This window comes from Kribbella sp. NPDC104218, from assembly GCF_055584105.1.
On sequence record NZ_JBVJMQ010000002.1, the window covers coordinates 417,988 to 433,961 of the forward strand.

At 69.8% G+C, this 15,974-nt stretch carries 11 protein-coding genes; 4 read left to right on the forward strand and 7 right to left on the reverse strand.

What is annotated here, in order from left to right; translation table 11 throughout:
• The first annotated feature begins 123 nt into the window (after positions 1-123).
• On the forward strand, positions 124-1,647 hold the full coding sequence (locus ACZ6ZD_RS17950) for a right-handed parallel beta-helix repeat-containing protein (protein ID WP_465673384.1): 1,524 nt from the start codon (positions 124-126) through the stop codon (positions 1,645-1,647).
• On the opposite strand, the gene ACZ6ZD_RS17955 is transcribed toward ACZ6ZD_RS17950, so the two are convergent.
• Positions 1,648-2,991 (reverse strand): O-antigen ligase family protein, encoded by a 1,344-nt coding sequence (locus ACZ6ZD_RS17955; RefSeq protein ID WP_465673386.1) that lies wholly within the window; start codon positions 2,989-2,991, stop codon positions 1,648-1,650.
• Between the two features lie 2 nt (positions 2,992-2,993).
• Positions 2,994-4,619 (reverse strand): Wzz/FepE/Etk N-terminal domain-containing protein, encoded by a 1,626-nt coding sequence (locus ACZ6ZD_RS17960; RefSeq protein WP_465673388.1) that lies wholly within the window; start codon positions 4,617-4,619, stop codon positions 2,994-2,996.
• A gap of 137 nt (positions 4,620-4,756) precedes the next feature.
• On the opposite strand from ACZ6ZD_RS17960, the gene ACZ6ZD_RS17965 reads away from it, so the two are divergent.
• The 3 genes from ACZ6ZD_RS17965 to ACZ6ZD_RS17975 all read left to right on the forward strand — a co-directional run bounded on the left by ACZ6ZD_RS17965 (position 4,757) and on the right by ACZ6ZD_RS17975 (position 10,278).
• On the forward strand, positions 4,757-6,958 hold the full coding sequence (locus ACZ6ZD_RS17965; RefSeq protein WP_465673390.1) for a LamG-like jellyroll fold domain-containing protein: 2,202 nt from the start codon (positions 4,757-4,759) through the stop codon (positions 6,956-6,958).
• A gap of 147 nt (positions 6,959-7,105) precedes the next feature.
• Positions 7,106-8,626, forward strand: coding sequence for a fibronectin type III domain-containing protein (locus ACZ6ZD_RS17970; protein ID WP_465673392.1), 1,521 nt, complete (start codon positions 7,106-7,108; stop codon positions 8,624-8,626).
• Positions 8,627-8,769: 143 nt separating this feature from the next.
• Positions 8,770-10,278 (forward strand): fibronectin type III domain-containing protein, encoded by a 1,509-nt coding sequence (locus ACZ6ZD_RS17975; protein WP_465673394.1) that lies wholly within the window; start codon positions 8,770-8,772, stop codon positions 10,276-10,278.
• A gap of 40 nt (positions 10,279-10,318) precedes the next feature.
• Here ACZ6ZD_RS17975 and ACZ6ZD_RS17980 read toward each other — a convergent pair whose 3' ends face one another.
• Genes ACZ6ZD_RS17980 through ACZ6ZD_RS18000 form a run of 5 tightly spaced genes read right to left on the reverse strand, consistent with a single transcriptional unit; the run spans position 10,319 to position 15,782 of the window.
• Positions 10,319-11,590, reverse strand: coding sequence for a hypothetical protein (locus ACZ6ZD_RS17980; RefSeq protein ID WP_465673396.1), 1,272 nt, complete (start codon positions 11,588-11,590; stop codon positions 10,319-10,321).
• Positions 11,591-11,599: 9 nt separating this feature from the next.
• The gene (locus tag ACZ6ZD_RS17985) at positions 11,600-12,376 is read right to left on the reverse strand and encodes a WecB/TagA/CpsF family glycosyltransferase (RefSeq protein WP_465673398.1); all 777 of its coding nucleotides are present in this window, start codon (positions 12,374-12,376) and stop codon (positions 11,600-11,602) included.
• Between the two features lie 6 nt (positions 12,377-12,382).
• Positions 12,383-13,366: a GDP-mannose 4,6-dehydratase gene (gmd, locus tag ACZ6ZD_RS17990; protein ID WP_465673400.1), complete on the reverse strand. Its 984-nt coding sequence runs from the start codon at positions 13,364-13,366 to the stop codon at positions 12,383-12,385.
• Positions 13,363-14,292, reverse strand: a complete 930-nt coding sequence (locus ACZ6ZD_RS17995; RefSeq protein WP_465673402.1) for a GDP-L-fucose synthase family protein — start codon at positions 14,290-14,292, stop codon at positions 13,363-13,365. Before ACZ6ZD_RS17995 ends, gmd begins: the two co-directional genes overlap by 4 nt.
• On the reverse strand, positions 14,292-15,782 hold the full coding sequence (locus ACZ6ZD_RS18000) for a sugar transferase (RefSeq protein WP_465673404.1): 1,491 nt from the start codon (positions 15,780-15,782) through the stop codon (positions 14,292-14,294). The genes ACZ6ZD_RS17995 and ACZ6ZD_RS18000 overlap by 1 nt, the downstream gene beginning before the upstream one ends.
• Positions 15,783-15,974: the final 192 nt, after the last annotated feature.

Sequence of the window (15,974 nt, forward strand, 5' to 3'; positions counted from 1 at the left end):
GGTGACATCTCGCAGTCTCCCTGCGTAATCCCCAGGAGCCGCACAGCGCTGGCAGTGGGTTGGAGCGAGGGAGAGTCGCGGTAGGGTCCTGCGGGTCTGTTGGGTGGGTTGGGAGGGGCTGGGATGCGGCGGCGTGGGGTTGTGGGGTGGGGAATCGCCTCGGTCGTGGTGATGCTGCTGGCGGGGTGTACGGATGACGATGCGGCGCCCGAGCCGGGCGATGCGGTGACAGTGCCGACCGGTCCGCCCGCTGCGGCGGCGGCCGCGCTGGGGCCGACTGGGCCTGAGACGGCGGAGACCTGCCGTGGGACGGCTATCGAGGTGGGCGCGGAGCCGCAGCGGGTGATCGACGACTCCCCCGCCGGTACGACGTTCTGCTTCGCGCCCGGAGTGCATCGGATCAGCCGGGCGCTCGTACCGCGGGACGGGGACTCGTTCGGCGGTGCTGGGGCGACTCTGACCGGGGCGGTTGCGCTGACGGGCTGGGTGCGGGACGGGGAGCGGTGGGTGGTGCGGGGCGTGCTGCCGGCGGCGTACCCGCTGAAAGGTCAGTGCGAGGACAACCGGACCAACCCGTGCCAGCGCGGCGAGCAGGTCTTCTTCGGCGCCAAACACCTCGACCGTGTGATGAGCCTCGCTGAGCTGCGACCGGGGACGTTCTTCGGGGACTACGACGCCAACGCCGTGTACGTCGCCGACGATCCGGCCGGGCAGGACGTCGAGATGTCGCGGGCGACGACGGCGTTCGACAAGAACGCCGAGAAGGTGACCGTGACCGGGCTGGTGATCGAGCGCTTCGCCTCGCGGCCGCAGGGCGGTGCGCTCGAGGCCGGCCGCGGCTGGCGCGTCCTGGCGAACGAGGTGCGCTGGAACCACGCGGTCGGGGTGATGCTGATCGAGGCGGACGGCGCGGAGGTGAGCCGGAACGCGATCGCCGACAACGGGCAGCTCGGACTCGGCCAGTACCGGTCGGCCGGCGTCCGGATCACCGCGAACCTGGTCACCCGGAACAACACCGACGGCTTCTGGATCGCCGACTGGGAATCCGGCGGGATCAAGTCGACGCGGTCGTCCGGCGAGGTCTCCGGGAACGACATCGTCGCGAACCGCGGCGTCGGGATGTGGAGCGATATCGCCGAGTACGACCGCAAGATCAGCGCGAACCGGATCCGGGACAACGCCGCGGACGGCATCCGGTACGAGATCAGCTACGCCGGGGTGATCGAGGAGAACGTTGTCGAAGGCAACGGATTCGGCACCGGACGCGGCTCCGGCGGGAGCCTGTGGGACGGCGGCGGGATCAACGTGAACACCTCCGCCGGCGTGCACGTGCGCGGGAACCTGGTCAAGGACAACCGGAACGGCATCTCGATCCAGTCCCGGACCCGCGGCGACGGGCCGCGCGGGCGGTACCTGCTCAGCGACGTCGTCGTCGAGGGCAACCTGATCGTGCTCAAGGACGACGGGTCCAGCACCGGAGTCGTCGAGAACAAGGGCTCCCCCACGCAGGACGGCGCCGTCACGTTCCGCCGCAACAGCTACCGCGTCCCCGGAGCCACCCGCTTCGCCTACCGCGGCAGGACCCTCACCTGGCCGCAGTGGCAGGACGCCGGCTTCGACAAGGACTCGACCACGAAAGCCGGCTGATCAGTGAACCGGCTGTCTGGAGCGGTGGCGGATGCGATCCGCGTCGCAGATGGCCGCAGCCACCAGCAGGTGCACGGTCATCGACGAGAGGTCGGACAGGCCGGACTCGTTCATCGAGGCGGCAGAGACGTAGCCGAGCAGGAGCGCGCCGGAGGCCCGGATGTACGGCGTCGGCGCGCGCAGCACGGCCACCCAGGCCAGAATCAGCGCCACGGCGACGATGACGACAGCCAGCAGCCCGGTCTCCCAGTAGAGGCCCAGCCAGCTGTTGTCGATAGCCATCACGTCGATGTCACCCTCACCGCGGCGGAGCAGCACCCGTTTGTTGCCCAGCCCGTGGCCGATGATCGCCGTCTGGATCGAGACCTTCTCATCCAGGACCGCCTGCCAGCTGGTGGTGCGGCCGCTCAGGGAGCTGATCTGCCGGGTGCCCTGGCCACGCAGCAGCCAGGTATGTAGTGAGCCGATCATCAGGAAGGCGAAACCGAGTAAGGCCGGTACGCCGAGCGTCATCAGCCGCCCGAACCACGTCTTCCGGGTCAGCAGCAACGCCAGGACCAGCCCGAAGGCGATCGCGGCGGCCGACGTCCGCGTCCGGCTGGCGGCGATCAGAACGCCACCGAGGACGATCAGCGTGGCTGCGGGCAGCATCGACAGTTTGCGGCAGACGTACCCGATCAGCGCCAGACCGAGCAGAATCGCGCCGACCTCACCGACGCGCGGCGGGAGCATCGGGATGATGACGCCCTGGAGCCGGTAGCCGTTTCCGAGCGAGCTGAGCGGACGCCAGGCCTGACTCGGCGCATAGGCCAGGCTGGCGACGACGGTGATCGCCAGCAGGATGTGCGCCCAGAGATGGGCTCGGACGAGCCGCTCGGGGACCTGCACGAGCGGTCGCCAGAGCAGGAAGACCAGCACCAGACCGATCAGGAAGCGCGCCAGGCGAGTCAGCGGGCCCATCGGCTCGGCCAGCAGGAACGCCGTGGCGGTCGCGAACAGCACGTAGACGACGTACAGCGTGCCGGTCGGGTTGACTCTGGTCCGGAAGCCGGGCTTGGTGGCTGCCAGAGCGATCAGAAAGATCGCACCGAGCAGCAACCCCTTCATGACGCTGTTCGTCGAGCCAGTCGTCCCCTGAGGCGCGGCAACGCGCCCTGACCACGGCTGCACGCCCAGCACGAACAGACACCACAGCACCAGCCAGAACCAGGCCGGCTTCTCCAGCGGCGTTTCGACTGTCCCTGGCACCGCCTGTGCCAGCCGGTCCCGCCGCGGGCCCCACCCGCGACCGACCCGGTACTCCGCACCATCGCGGAACAGGTCGGCCGCTCGCTGCGTACGCACGGTCAGCGGACGTGGGGGGTGGGAGATTCGGTCGGGGTGTAGTTGAGCGGGATGCCGAGCGTCTCGTCGTGGTCCGAGGCGCCGATCAGGACGACGCCCAGCACGGGCGCACCGGCGTAGTGGAGCGCCGCGGTGAGGCGGGCGACGTCCATCTCCTTGTCGTGACCGACCTGGACGACGAGCACCGACGCGTCCACCGCGGCGGCCAGCGGGGAGATGCCGTGCCGCCCGACGGCCGCAGGGCCGTGGATGACGACGGAGTACCCGGGCGGCAGGTCGGCGACGATGCCTGGGACCAGCGAGGGGCCGACCGCGGAGGCGGTCTCCTCGTGGTTCATACCGGGCGGCAGGACGTAGAGGTCGGCGACCGTACCCGGCCGGAAGAGCTTGCGGGCCCGGATGGCGCGGGTCGCGGCAGGCTCCATGACGAGGTCGGTCAGGCCCTCGTGACCAGTCACGTGCGGAAGGACCGGCGTCCCCTCGACGTCAGCCAGCACGAGCAGCGTCTCGCGGCCGTCGCGAGCGTTCGCCTCGGCCATCGCGAGCGCGATACCGGCGGCGTTCGGGCTGGGCGAGGCCGAAACGACCAGCAGCGCGCCCGTGGCGCCGCCTGCGAAGGCGCGGGTGTTCAGCTCACGACGCGCGAGCGCACCGCTCGCCTCGGCACCCAGCGCGGTGATCTCGTACTGCGGAAGCTCAGGAGCGGCCCGGTGCCAGATGCGGCGCCGGTTGCCCTCGGAGGCCGCGATGACCGGCGAGCTCGACGCCCGGGCCGCCTGGTCCCGCGTCAGGATGTACGGCGTCAGGTGGGACCGCAGCAGCGCCAGACCGAATCCGAGCACCAGCCCGAGGATGCCGCCGACCAAGATGTCCCGCAGCACCATCGGGGACGAGGACGCCGTGTCCGTCGTCGCCGGGGTGACCAGCTCGCTCCCGGCGCCGACGCCGGTCAGCGCCTTGCGCATGGCGGCCGCGTCGTCCGCGGCCTGCCGGGCCTCGGTGGCCAGCCCGACCCGCTGATCGCGCAGCTGGCTCGCCGTCTGCGTGTCGCCGCGCTGCACAGCCTCGTCGATCTGGCTGACCAGAGTCTTGGACTGCGCGGTCGCCGTCCGCGCCCTGTCCTGCGCCTGGCTGGCCAGGGTGGTCAGGAGCGCCTTGGCGGCGTCGTTGCGCTGCTTCAGGTAGATGGTCGCGATCGCGTTCGCCCGCTGGACGGCCTCCGGAGCGGTCGGGCCGTCGGTGGTCACCAGGTAGGCGTTGTCGGTGACCGCCTTGACCCGCGTCACGGCGGCGAGGTCGCGGATGGTCTCGTCGGTCGTCGGCAGCCCCAGCGTCACTGCGACGCTGCGGAGCAGCCGCGGGCTGGCCATCACCCGGGCCTGCGTCTCGGCCGGCAGGTCCATGCCGAGCGGGCCGGTCTTGTCGGTACTGCTGGGCAGCTTGCCGACGAGCGCCGGCGGCACGGCCGGGCCGATGACGAGCTGACTGGACGCCGTCCAGCGCTGGGTCTGGGCGAGCGCGAAAATCGACGCTCCGACCAGCCCGAGCACGATGCAGGCCAAGATCAGCCACTTCTGCCGTAGCAGGGACTGAGCGGTCTCCCGCCAGACCACGGTGCCCGGTTCCATCCCATCCTCATTCCGTCGGCCAGCGCCTCAGGATAGCTACGACGGCAAGGCGTGGCGAGTTGGTCCCGATCTGTGCCCTACTCTCTTCCCAAGGGTCTCGGGGGAGCACTACAGAGACCGTGGGGAGAGAACGCAGTATGAAGAGATGGTTCGTCACGTCCATTGCCGCCGCCGGGGCGTTGATCGCGGGGTCGCTGGTGTTCGCACCGGCCGCCCAGAGCATCGAAGCCTCGCTGTCGGCCACCGACAGCCCGGTCTGGCAGACCAATGCCAGCGTCCAGGGTCTGACGGTCGCCGGCGGGAAGGCATACGCCGGGGGCCGGTTCACCTCGGTCCGCCCGCCGGGCGCCGCCGCCGGGACCAGTGAGGTCGCGCAGGCCTATCTGGCCGCGTTCGACCAGTCGACTGGTGAGCTGGTCAGCGGGTTCAACCCGGTCCTGAACAACCAGGTGTACGCCGTAGCGGCGTCCGCCGACGGCTCGCGGATCTTCGTCGGCGGCGACTTCACCACCGTGAACGGCGTCACGCGGAACCGGATCGCCGCGTTCGACACCGCCACCGGCGCTCTGGTCGCGAACTGGAAGCCCAGCGTCTCGTACCGGGTCAAGACGATCGCAGTGTCCGGCAACACCGTGTATTTCGGCGGCTCTTTCGGTCTCGTGAACGGCCAGGACCGCCCCAAGCTCGCCGCAGTGACCGCCGACAGCGGCACCCTGCTGCCCTTCGCACCGGTCGTGAACGGCGACGTGTACGCGGTGGACGCCGCCGACGACGGCAGCAAGGTGTACGCCGGGGGTCAGTTCAGCCAGGTCAACGGGACCAGCCAGAACACTGTGGCCAGTCTGGACCCGGCCAGTGGCGCAGTGCTCCCCTTCCCGGGGGCGTCCGCCGTACCGCCGCCGAACGGGTCCTGCACGACCCGTGTGAAGTCGATCGACGCCAGCGGCGACACCGTCTACTTCGGCAACGGCGGTGACGGCGGCGGCTGCTTCGACGGCACCTGGGCCGCCGACATCGCCACCAACAGCCTGAAGTGGAAGAACCAGTGCCTCGGCGCGACCGAGGCGGTCAAGGTCGTGAACGGCTGGCTCTACAAGGGCTCGCACGCCCACGACTGCGCTTACCAGGGCGCGGGCGGCTTCCCGCAGGGCTTCGGCTACCGCTTCCTGCTCAGCCAGCAGCTCACGGACGGCGCGCTGGGCCCCTGGTTCCCGAACACCAACGCCGGTGCGCCCACTGAGGTCGGTCCCCTGGCGTTCGCTACCGGTGGCAGCGACCTGTGGGTCGGCGGTGACTTCACCACCACGAACGGCGTCGGTCAGCAGGGTCTGACCCGCTTCACCAACTCGCTGCCCGGTGCGGCTCCGGCGAAGCCGGCCAAGCTGACGCCGTACAGCGTGGAGCCCGGAACGGTGCAGATCCACTTCCCGACTGTGGTGGACAACGACGACAGCACACTGACCTACCGGCTGCTCAAGGGGTTCAGCAACACCACCATCGCGACCTGGTCGGCCAAGTCGACGCCGTGGGACCGCCCCTGGCTGCACTACACCGACACGAACGTGACGCCAGGTGAGTCGACCAACTACCGCGTGGAGGTCACCGACGGCAGTACGACGTTGCGCGGCAACTACTCCGATCCGGTGACAGTGGCCAGTACGGCGTCCACGGCGTACGACCAGATCGTCAACGCCGACGGCCCGCAGGCGTACTGGCGGCTCGGTGAGCCGTCGGGCACGACCACCTCGGTCGACTCGTCCAACCAGAGCAACAACGGCACTTTCACCGGTATGACGCTCGGTGCGAGCGGTGCGATCGCGGGGAACACCGCTGCGACCACCAGCTCGAGCAGCGGCCGCATGGTCGGCGAGAAGGCGTTCAGCATGCCGCAGCAGTTCACCGTCGAGGCGTGGGTCAAGCAGAGCTCGCTGCGCGGCGGACGCATCCTCGGCTTCGGCAGCTCCAAGACCGGCAACAGCGCCGGTGGCGGCGACCGCATGCTCTACATGCGGTCGAACGGCGCGATCATGTTCGGCGTCAACGACGGCTCCCAGCGGACCATCACCAGCCCGTCCGGCAAGAACAACAACCAGTGGCACCACGTCGTCGGCACGTTCGGCGACGGCATCATGCGGCTGTACGTGGACGGCGTCCTGGTCGGCAGCACCACCGCCGGCACCGCCGCGCTGTACTACGGCTGGTGGCGGATCGGCTACGACAACACGAGCTCCTGGAGCGGCGGCGGGGCCACCCAGACCGGGCTCGCGATCGACGAGGCGACCGTCTACCCGTATGCCCTGACCGCTCTGCAGGTGCAGAGGCACTACGATGCCCGATGAGCATTCTGTCGGGGAGTTGTAGCACAAAGTCATAACGCGGGTGGGGGCTCGGTTTCCAGCCGGCCGCCCAGAGCGCTAGTGTCCGCTGCTGGCGCGTCTGTGCGGCCCGCGCCGTCGACTGATCCCCCGCCCAGTCAAAGGAACTTGATGAAGAAGCTAGTTCTGGCCAGCGTCACCGCTTCGGCCGTCGTCGCCGCGGCGCTGATCCCGTCCGGCCCGCCCGTCGAGGCGGCCTCGAAGGGGTTCGGGTCCGCGGTCTCCGCGGTCCGGCAGTCGGCGTGGCAGACGAACAGCAGCGTGAACGCGCTGGCGATCGCCGGTAATACGGTCTATGCCGGTGGCCTCTTCACCAGGATCCGCCCGCCGGGCGCGGCCAAGGGCCAGCGCGAGTCGGTCCGCACGTACGTCGCCGCCTTCAACAAGACCACCGGCGCGCCGACCACGTTCGCGCCGAAGCTGAACGGCGCGGTCTACAGCATCGCGACCAGCCCGGACGGCAAGTGGGTCGTGCTCGGCGGCGACTTCACCACGGTGAACGGCGTCAAGCGCAGCAAAGTTGCCTTGTTCAACGTTGCGACCGGCCAGCTGGCCCCGTCCTGGGCGCCGGTCGTCGCGGCGCGGGTGAAGGCCCTGGCGATCTACGGCAACAGCGTCTTCATCGGCGGCGCGTTCACGAAGATCGCCGGTCAGGTCCGCAACCGGCTCGGCGCGGTCACGCTCAGCACCGGCGCGCTGCTCAAGTGGAACCCGAACGCCGACGACGACGTGTACGCGCTGCAGACGTCCGACAACGGGACGCGCGTGTTCGTGGGCGGTCCGTTCACGTCCATCAACGACCGTGATCACTACTCGCTGGCGATGGTGAACAGCACCACGGGCGCCGCGCTGGCGATGCCCGCGGCGAGCGCGATCCCGAAGCCGACCTGGCAGTGCACGACCCGGGTCAAGACGATCGACACCCTCGGCAACCGGGTCTTCATCGGCAACGGCGGTGACGGCGCCGGCTGTTACGACGGCATCATCGCCGCCGACGCCACCACCGGGAAGCTGCTCTGGCAGAGCAAGTGCCTGGGCGCGAACGAGGCGCTCAAGGCGATCGACGGCTGGCTCTACAAGGGCTCGCACGCGCACGACTGCAGCCAGGACGGCTCCTTCGGCGACGGCACCGGGACGCACTTCCTGCTCGTCCACAGTGTTGCCAACGGCAAGCTCGGGCCCTGGTTCCCGAACACGGACGCCGATCCGAACAGCACCACGCAGGTCGGCCCGCTGGCGATGGCCGGTGACAGCACCGGTCTGTGGACCGGTGGCGACTTCCGCAACGTCAACGGCAAGGGACAGCAGGGGCTCGCCCGGTTCAGCAGTACGCCGGGCGGCGCCGTCCCCGCCGTCCCGAAAGCGCCGGCGCTGACCGCCGGCAAGGCGAAGGTGACGATCAAGTTCACCGACGTGTACGACGTCGACAACATCACGCTGACCTACAACGTCTTCCGCGGTAACACCAAGATCGGCTCCTACAAGTACAACTCGTACCACTGGGAGGCGCGGAAGTCCTACACGGTGACCGACACCGGAGTGAAGACCGGCCAGACGGTCGGTTACCGGATCGAGGTCACCGACGACCGCAACACCGTCAAGAGCTCGACAGCGAGCGTCAAGGTCAAGTAGAACCAAGGGGGTCTGCCCGATCGGGCAGACCCTCCGCACGTCGCCCACCGGCCGCCCGCCGGTCCCCCGAAATTCGCCCGTTTTCGCCCATAGGCCACTGGGGGTGGCCGATCTACAGTTGAACCCGAGGGGGGTTCATACAAGTGAGGAAACTTATCGCTGCGCTCGGCGCGGCCGGTCTCGGCGTCGCCGGGATCCTGGTCGCCCTGCAGCCGGCTCAAACCGCAGTGACCACCGGCGGTCCGCTCACCGCGCTGCCGGCGTCCGCCTGGCAGACCGACGCGAGTGTGCTCGGCCTGGCCGTTGCCAAGGGCAAGACGTATGTCGGAGGCCGCTTCCTGAACGTCCGGCCGCCGGGAGCCAAGCCCGGCGTCAGCCAGACCAAGCGGACGTACCTGGCAGCGTTCAACCAGAACACCGGTGCGCTCGACACCTCGTTCAACCACGTCCTGAACGGCGTCGTCTGGTCCATCGTGGCCTCGGCGGACGGCTCCCGGATCTACGTCGGCGGCGACTTCACCAAGGTCGGCACCGTCACCCGGAACCGGATCGCCGCGTTCGACACCGCCACCGGCGCGCTCGTCGCGAACATCAAGCCGAGTGTGTCGTACCGGGTCAAGACGCTCGCGCTCGGCGGGACCAGCCTGTACTTCGGCGGTTCGTTCGGGCTCGTCAACAACGTCGCCCGGAACCGCGCGGCCGCGATCAACGTGTCCACCGGCGCGCTCCAGGCCTGGAACCCGAACGCGGACGCCGACGTGTACGCGATCGACGCGGCCGACGACAACTCGAAGGTCTACCTGGGCGGCACGTTCGCCAAGATCGGCACCACCAGCCGGTGGGCCGTGGCGAGTGTGAGCAGCTCGACCGGCGCGATCCTGCCGTTCCCGGCGGCGTCCGCCGTCCCGAACCCGACGGCCGCCTGCAAGAGCCGGGTCAAGGACATCGAGACGGTCGGCAGCCGCGTCTACTTCGCGAACGCCGGTGACGGCGGCGGCTGTTTCGACGGGACGTGGGCCGCGGACATCGCGACCGGCAACCTGGTCTGGAAGAGCTCCTGCCTGGGCGCCACCGAGGCGCTCACGATGGTGGGCGGCTGGCTCTTCAAGGGCTCGCACGCGCACAGCTGCCCCGGCGCCTTCCCCGAGGGCACCGGTAACCACTACCTGCTCCTGCAGAACCCGGCCGACGGGGCGCTCGGCCCCTGGTTCCCGAACACCAACGCGGCGGCCCCGACCCAGGTCGGCCCGCTCGTCTCGGCGACCGGCGGCACGGACCTGTGGGTCGGCGGCGACTTCACCACGGTGAACGGCGCGGCCCAGCAGGGTCTCACCCGCTTCACCAACGTCGGCAACGGCGCCGCGCCCCTGGGCCCGGCTCTGCCGACGGTGTCCAACGCCGTCACCAAGCAGGTCAAGGCGACCGTTCAGACGTCACTCGACAACGACGACATCACGCTCACCTACCGCCTGCTCCGCGGCTCGACCAACACCGTCGTCGCCACCACCACCGCGAACTCCACCTTCTGGAGCCGCCCGACCGTCACCCTCACCGACACCAACGCGCCACTCGGCTCGCAGATGTACCGCATCGAAGTCACCGACGGCAAGAACACCGTCCGCGGCGGCTACTCCACCATCACCGTCAAGTAGCTCCACCCTGCTGAGCCCCCGACCCACCCGGGTCGGGGGCTCACTTGTTGCTGCTGCGGCGGTGGGTGGTTATGGCTTGGTTGGCTTGGTGCCACCAGAGGAGGAGGGTTAGGAGGGAGGCTAGGGCTAGGCCCCAGGCGGCGCCGGTGGGGCCCCAGAGGAAGGCGCCGCCCACGCCTAGGAGGATGAGGATGACTGAGGAGACGAGGCGGACGCCGAGGCCTCGGTTGGCGGCGGTGAGGGCGCGGAGGATGGCGAAGGCGCCGGCGTTGGAGGCGCCGAGGGCCTGGAGGAGGATGACGGGGATGAGGACGGCGTGGGCTTGGTGCCAGACGCCGGGGCCGAGGAGTTCGCGGCCGACGACCGGGGGCAGCAGGAGGAAGACGGCGCCCCAGGCGAGGGCGCCGGCGCCGACGCCGAGGGAGATGGCCAGGCCGACCAGCCAGAGGCGGCGGTAGGAGTGGGCGAGGGCGCGGCTGGCTTCGGGGATGGAGATCATCCGGATGCCCTGGTTGAGGACGTTGACCGGGCCGAGGAGGACCTGAGCGCCACGGATACCGGCGGTGGCGACCAGGCCCGCGGCCGCGGTGATGCCGAGCATGTAGACCTGGATGGTGCCGGAGACGGCGAGCATCTCGCCGACGTACTTCGGGCTCAGGTCCCAGTTCCGGCGGACCCACTCCCGGATCAGCTGGCGGCGCGGTGCGACGCCGGCCTGGAAGCGACCGACCACGGCGGCGATGACCGCGCCGAGCCCCCACGCGAAGGTGAGAGTGAACGCAGAGGCGGTGTCGGTCAGGTAGAGACCGCCGAAGATCACCAGCATCGCGAGCAGCCAGATCAGGTCGTTCAGGAACGCCTTCTGGCCCTCCCCCACCACGAAGAAAGCCCAGCGCCACGCGTCCTGGAGCAGCAGCCCCGGAAGCGTCAGCGCGAAGGCGAGCAGGACGCCTTTGGAGGGGACGCCGGGAAAGAGCGCGATCGCCACCCCCACCAGCAGCCCGAGGAAGCCCGCGAACAGTGCGGTCGCGGTGGCGGCGCGGACGGCGCGCTGCCACTCCGGCGTCCGTTCACCGGAATGCCGGACGGCGAGCGGCTCGGTCGAGATCGCTCGCGACACGTTCAGCGCGATCGTGTAGCCGCCGAAGGCGAGCGCGTAGACGCCGAAGTCCGCGACCGTACTCGACCGCGCGACGACGACGCCGACGGCCAGGTTGCTCAGGCTCGACAGCGCCTGGTCGGCCAATCCCCAACCCGCGCGACCGGCCGGACCGGCCAGTCGACGGAGCTTTCTCGGCCGCCGGAACTTCACCCCCGCACGTTACAAGGCGCGCGGCGGACGGCGCAGGACGCCGAACACGAAACGCGGGATGCCGATCAGGTACCGCTTCCACAGCCGCCGCGGCTCCTTGTAGAGCCGGTAGCTCCACTCCAGCCCGGCGCGCTGCATCCACAGCGGCGCGCGGTCCAGCCGGCCGGTGTGGAAGTCGAACGCCGCGCCGACGCCGACCAGGATCGGGGCGTTCAGGACCGAGCGGTGCTCGGCCATCCAGCGCTCCTGTTTCGGCGCGCCCAGCCCGACCCAGATGATGTCCGGACGCGCCTCGTTCAGCCGGGCGACGACGTCCGCGTCCTCCTCGGCCGTCAGGGCGCGGTACGGCGGGCACTCGACCCCGACCACCTTCAGCGCCGGATGCCGCTCCTGGAAGGCCATCCGCAGCTCGTCGGCGACACCCTCGGCGCCGCCGTAGAAGTACTGCGTCCAGCCCCGCTCGGCCGCCTCGGCCATCGCGCGCTCGAGCAGGTCGGGCCCGGCGACGCGGTCCATCTGCTCGAAGCCGGCCTTCTGCCCGGCCCAGACCAGCGGCATCCCGTCCGGGACGACGAGGCCCGCGGTGTTGTACACCTCGGTCAGCCGCTCGTCGGCGCGCGCGTGCAGCAGGGCGTTCATGTCGGTCACGCAGACCAGCTCGCGAGCGCCGTCGTCGATCCAGCGCGCGAACGTCGCCACGGTGTCGTCGAGATTCGTCACGCTGACGTGGACGCCGAGCACATCGACACGGTCCGCGGCGGTGGCCGGAGCCTCGAGATCGGTCATTCGGGGTCAGTCCTCCGGGGTCAGCGCGGCGAGATCGGCATCGACCATGATGCGAACCAGCTCGGGCACATGGGTCTGGGCCTTCCAGCCGAGCTCGGTGGTCGCCTTGGAGGCGTCACCGATCAGCGAGTCGACCTCGGTCGGGCGCTCGTACCGGGTGTCGTGATCGACGTACTTCTCCCAGTCCAGCCCGACGTGGTCGAAGGCCAGCGAAACGAAATCACGGACCGAGTACGACGTCCCGGTCGCGACGACGTAGTCGGACGGGGTGTCGTGCTGCAGCATCCGCCACATCGCCTCGACGTACTCCGGCGCGTAGCCCCAGTCGCGGCAGGCGCTCAGATTCCCCAGGTACAACCGGTCCTGTTTGCCCAGCTTGATCGCCGCGACCGCGCGGGTGATCTTCCGGGTCACGAAGGTCTCACCGCGGCGCGGCGACTCGTGGTTGAACAGGATGCCGTTCACCGCGAACAAGTCGTAGGCCTCGCGGTAGTTCCGCGCCATCCAGTACCCGTAGACCTTCGCGGCGCCGTACGGCGAGCGCGGGTAGAACGGGGTCTCCTCGTTCTGCGGGGGCGGCGTCGCGCCGAACATCTCCGACGACGAGGCCTGGTAAAACCGGCAGTCCAGCCCGACCATCCGGATCGCCTCCAGCAGGCGGGTCGTCCCCATGCCGGTGGTGTCGCCGGTGTACTCGGGCTCGTCGAACGACACCCGCACATGGGACTGCGCGGCCAGGTGATACACCTCGACCGGCCGGATCGACGCCAGCAACGTCACCAGCCGCGAACCGTCGGTCAGATCGCCGTAGTGCAGGAACAGCCGCTTGTCCGACTGGTGCGGGTCCTCGTACAGGTGGTCGATGCGTTTGGTGTTGAACGTCGACGCCCGCCGGATCAGCCCGTGCACCTCGTACCCCTTGGCGAGCAGCAGCTCCGCCAGGTAGGACCCGTCCTGGCCCGTGATGCCGGTGATCAAGGCCTTCTTCATACGGCGTTCTCCAAATACCAGGCGTACGTGGCGGCCACTCCGTCGGCCAGGGCGATCGACGGCTTCCAGCCGAGCTCGCCGAGCCGGCTGACGTCGAGCAGTTTGCGCGGCGTCCCGTCCGGTTTGGACAGATCGTTGCTCAGGGCCCCTTCATAGCCGACGACCCGGGCGACCAGCTCGGCCAGCTCCTGGATCGTCACGTCCTCGCCGACGCCGACGTTGATCGGCTCGGGCGCGTCGTAGTGCTCCAGCAGGTGCAGGCAGGCGTCGGCCAGGTCGTCGACGTGCAGGAACTCGCGCCGCGGCGTCCCCGTCCCCCAGAGCACCACCTCGGGCGCACCGGCGACCTTCGCGTCGTGGAACCGCCGGATCAGCGCGGGCAGCACATGTGAGCTGGTCAGGTCGAAGTTGTCGTTCGGCCCGTACAGGTTGGTCGGCATCGCCGAGATCCAGCGCAGGCCGTACTGCCGGCGAACCGCCTGGACCTGCATGATCCCGGCGATCTTCGCGATCGCGTACGCGTCGTTGGTCGGCTCCAGCTCACCGGTCAGCAGACTCGACTCGCGGATCGGCTGCTCGGCGTACTTCGGGTAGATACACGACGACCCGAGGAACAGCAGCCGCGGCGTCCGCACCTCGAGCGCGGCGTCCATCAGGTTCACCTGGATCCGCAGGTTGTCGCTGAGGAACTCGGTCGGGTGGTCCCGGTTCGCGAGGATCCCGCCGACCCGGGCGGCCGCGTCGATCACGACGCCGGGCCGGTGCTCCGCGAAGAAGGCGGACGTCGCCGCCCGGTCGCGCAGATCCAGCTCGGACGACGTCGCCCCGATCAGCCGGGTGTACCCGGCCGACTCCAGCCGCCGCCAGATCGCCGACCCGACCAGGCCGCGATGGCCGGCCACGTAGACGGTCTCACCAACATCCATCAGTACGCTCCCGCGCCGTAGATCACCGCACGCACGGTCTTCCAGAGAATCAGCAGATCAAGGGTCATCGACCAGTTGTCGACGTAGCGCAGGTCGAGCCGGACCGACTCGTCCCAGGACAGGTCGCTGCGGCCGCTGACCTGCCACAGGCCGGTGAGCCCGGGTTTGACCAGCATCCGCCGCGAGTCGTCGGCGGCGTACAGCGCGACCTCCTCGGCCAGCGGCGGGCGCGGGCCGACCATCGACATGTCGCCGCGCAGCACGTTGAACAGCTGCGGCAGCTCGTCGAGCGAGAACCGCCGCAGCCAGCGGCCGAGCGGGGTCATCCGCGGGTCGTTGCGCATCTTGAAGATGACGCCGTTCCCGTCGCTGAGCGCGAACAGGTCGCCGAGCCGCTGCTCGGCGTCGGAGTACATGCTGCGGAACTTGAGCATGGTGAACTCGGCGCCGCCGCGGCCGACGCGCTGCTGCCGGAACAGCACCGGGCCCGGGCTGGACAGCCGGACGGCGAGCGCCAGGCCGATCAGCAGCGGCGCGAGCGCGATGATCATGCCGAGCGCGAGCAGCCGGTCGAAGACGGCCTTCATCAGGTGCGGGCCGCCACTGACCGACGGCCGCTCCAGGTGCAGCAGCGAGAGCCCGGCGACCGGACGGACGGAGATCCGCGGACCGGCCACCTCGATGATGCCCGGCGAGACGATCAGCTCGACACCGCGCTGCTCGAGCGCCCAGGACAGCCGGCGCAGCGACTGCCCGGCCAGCTCGGGATCGGTGGCGATGGCAACGACCTCGACCGCGTGCCGGTCGGCGGCGGCCAGGATGTCGGCCTCGTCCAGCTCGTCGGGCTGGAGCATCGCGTCCGGTTCGGCGTCGCTGCGCGGCCGGCAGGTCGCGACGACGCGGAACCCGTCGGTCGGGCGGCTCTCGAGGTGCTCACACAAAGTCGCGGCCGGGCCACTGTGCCCGACCACGAGAACCCTGTGCATACAGCGGCCCCGGACGCGGTGCCGGTGCAGGTCCTTGCGGAGGGCGTAGCGCAGGAAGAGCGCCGACGCGCACATCACCGGGATCGCCAGCACGACGAAGCCGCGGGCGATCTCGGTCTTGGTCACGTACGACGCCATCGCGACGGCCGCGGTCAGCCCGACGCCGGAGCGCAGCAGCGAGCGGAACTCGTCCGGCCCGACGCCGAAGAAGCGCGGGTCGTAGCCCTTGGACAGCGCGACCGCGGCGACCCAGCCGAGCGGAAGCAGGCTGCTGACGATCAGGTAGCCGCTGCCGACCTCACTGCCGAACCTGGTCAGCAGGGCGACGAAGACGCCGAGTATCGCGGCGAGCAGATCGCCGCCGACCGCGGCCCAGCGGTAGACGCCCACCCAGTGCGGCTCGGTCGATCGGGACGACCGGGGAACGATCGCGGGAACCTCGTGCGGCACGACCCAGAGTGGGCGGCGTCCGTCGATCGCGCCCGGCGCCTCTGCTCCGCTCACTCGCCCTCGTTCCATGCTGCGATCGCGCGGTCACGGACCGTGCCCGGCGAAGTCTGCAGTCTGCGCGTCATACCTGTCAAACGGTGATCGCCGTCCTAAGTGACGGCGAAATCCTCGAGAGCCTCACATCCCCAGAATTCACCCGCCGGTCGGCGGCGGGTCACCGCAGATTACTACGGCCCACCGGACCCG

Coding starts and splice junctions, on each gene's coding strand:
- ACZ6ZD_RS17950 (WP_465673384.1), top strand. CDS start 124: ATGCGGCGGCGTGGGGTTGTGGGGTGGGGAATCGCCTCGGTCGTGGTG.
- ACZ6ZD_RS17960 (WP_465673388.1), bottom strand. CDS start 4,619: ATGGAACCGGGCACCGTGGTCTGGCGGGAGACCGCTCAGTCCCTGCTA.
- ACZ6ZD_RS17965 (WP_465673390.1), top strand. CDS start 4,757: ATGAAGAGATGGTTCGTCACGTCCATTGCCGCCGCCGGGGCGTTGATC.
- ACZ6ZD_RS17970 (WP_465673392.1), top strand. CDS start 7,106: ATGAAGAAGCTAGTTCTGGCCAGCGTCACCGCTTCGGCCGTCGTCGCC.
- ACZ6ZD_RS17985 (WP_465673398.1), bottom strand. CDS start 12,376: ATGACCGATCTCGAGGCTCCGGCCACCGCCGCGGACCGTGTCGATGTG.
- gmd (WP_465673400.1), bottom strand. CDS start 13,366: ATGAAGAAGGCCTTGATCACCGGCATCACGGGCCAGGACGGGTCCTAC.
- ACZ6ZD_RS17995 (WP_465673402.1), bottom strand. CDS start 14,292: ATGGATGTTGGTGAGACCGTCTACGTGGCCGGCCATCGCGGCCTGGTC.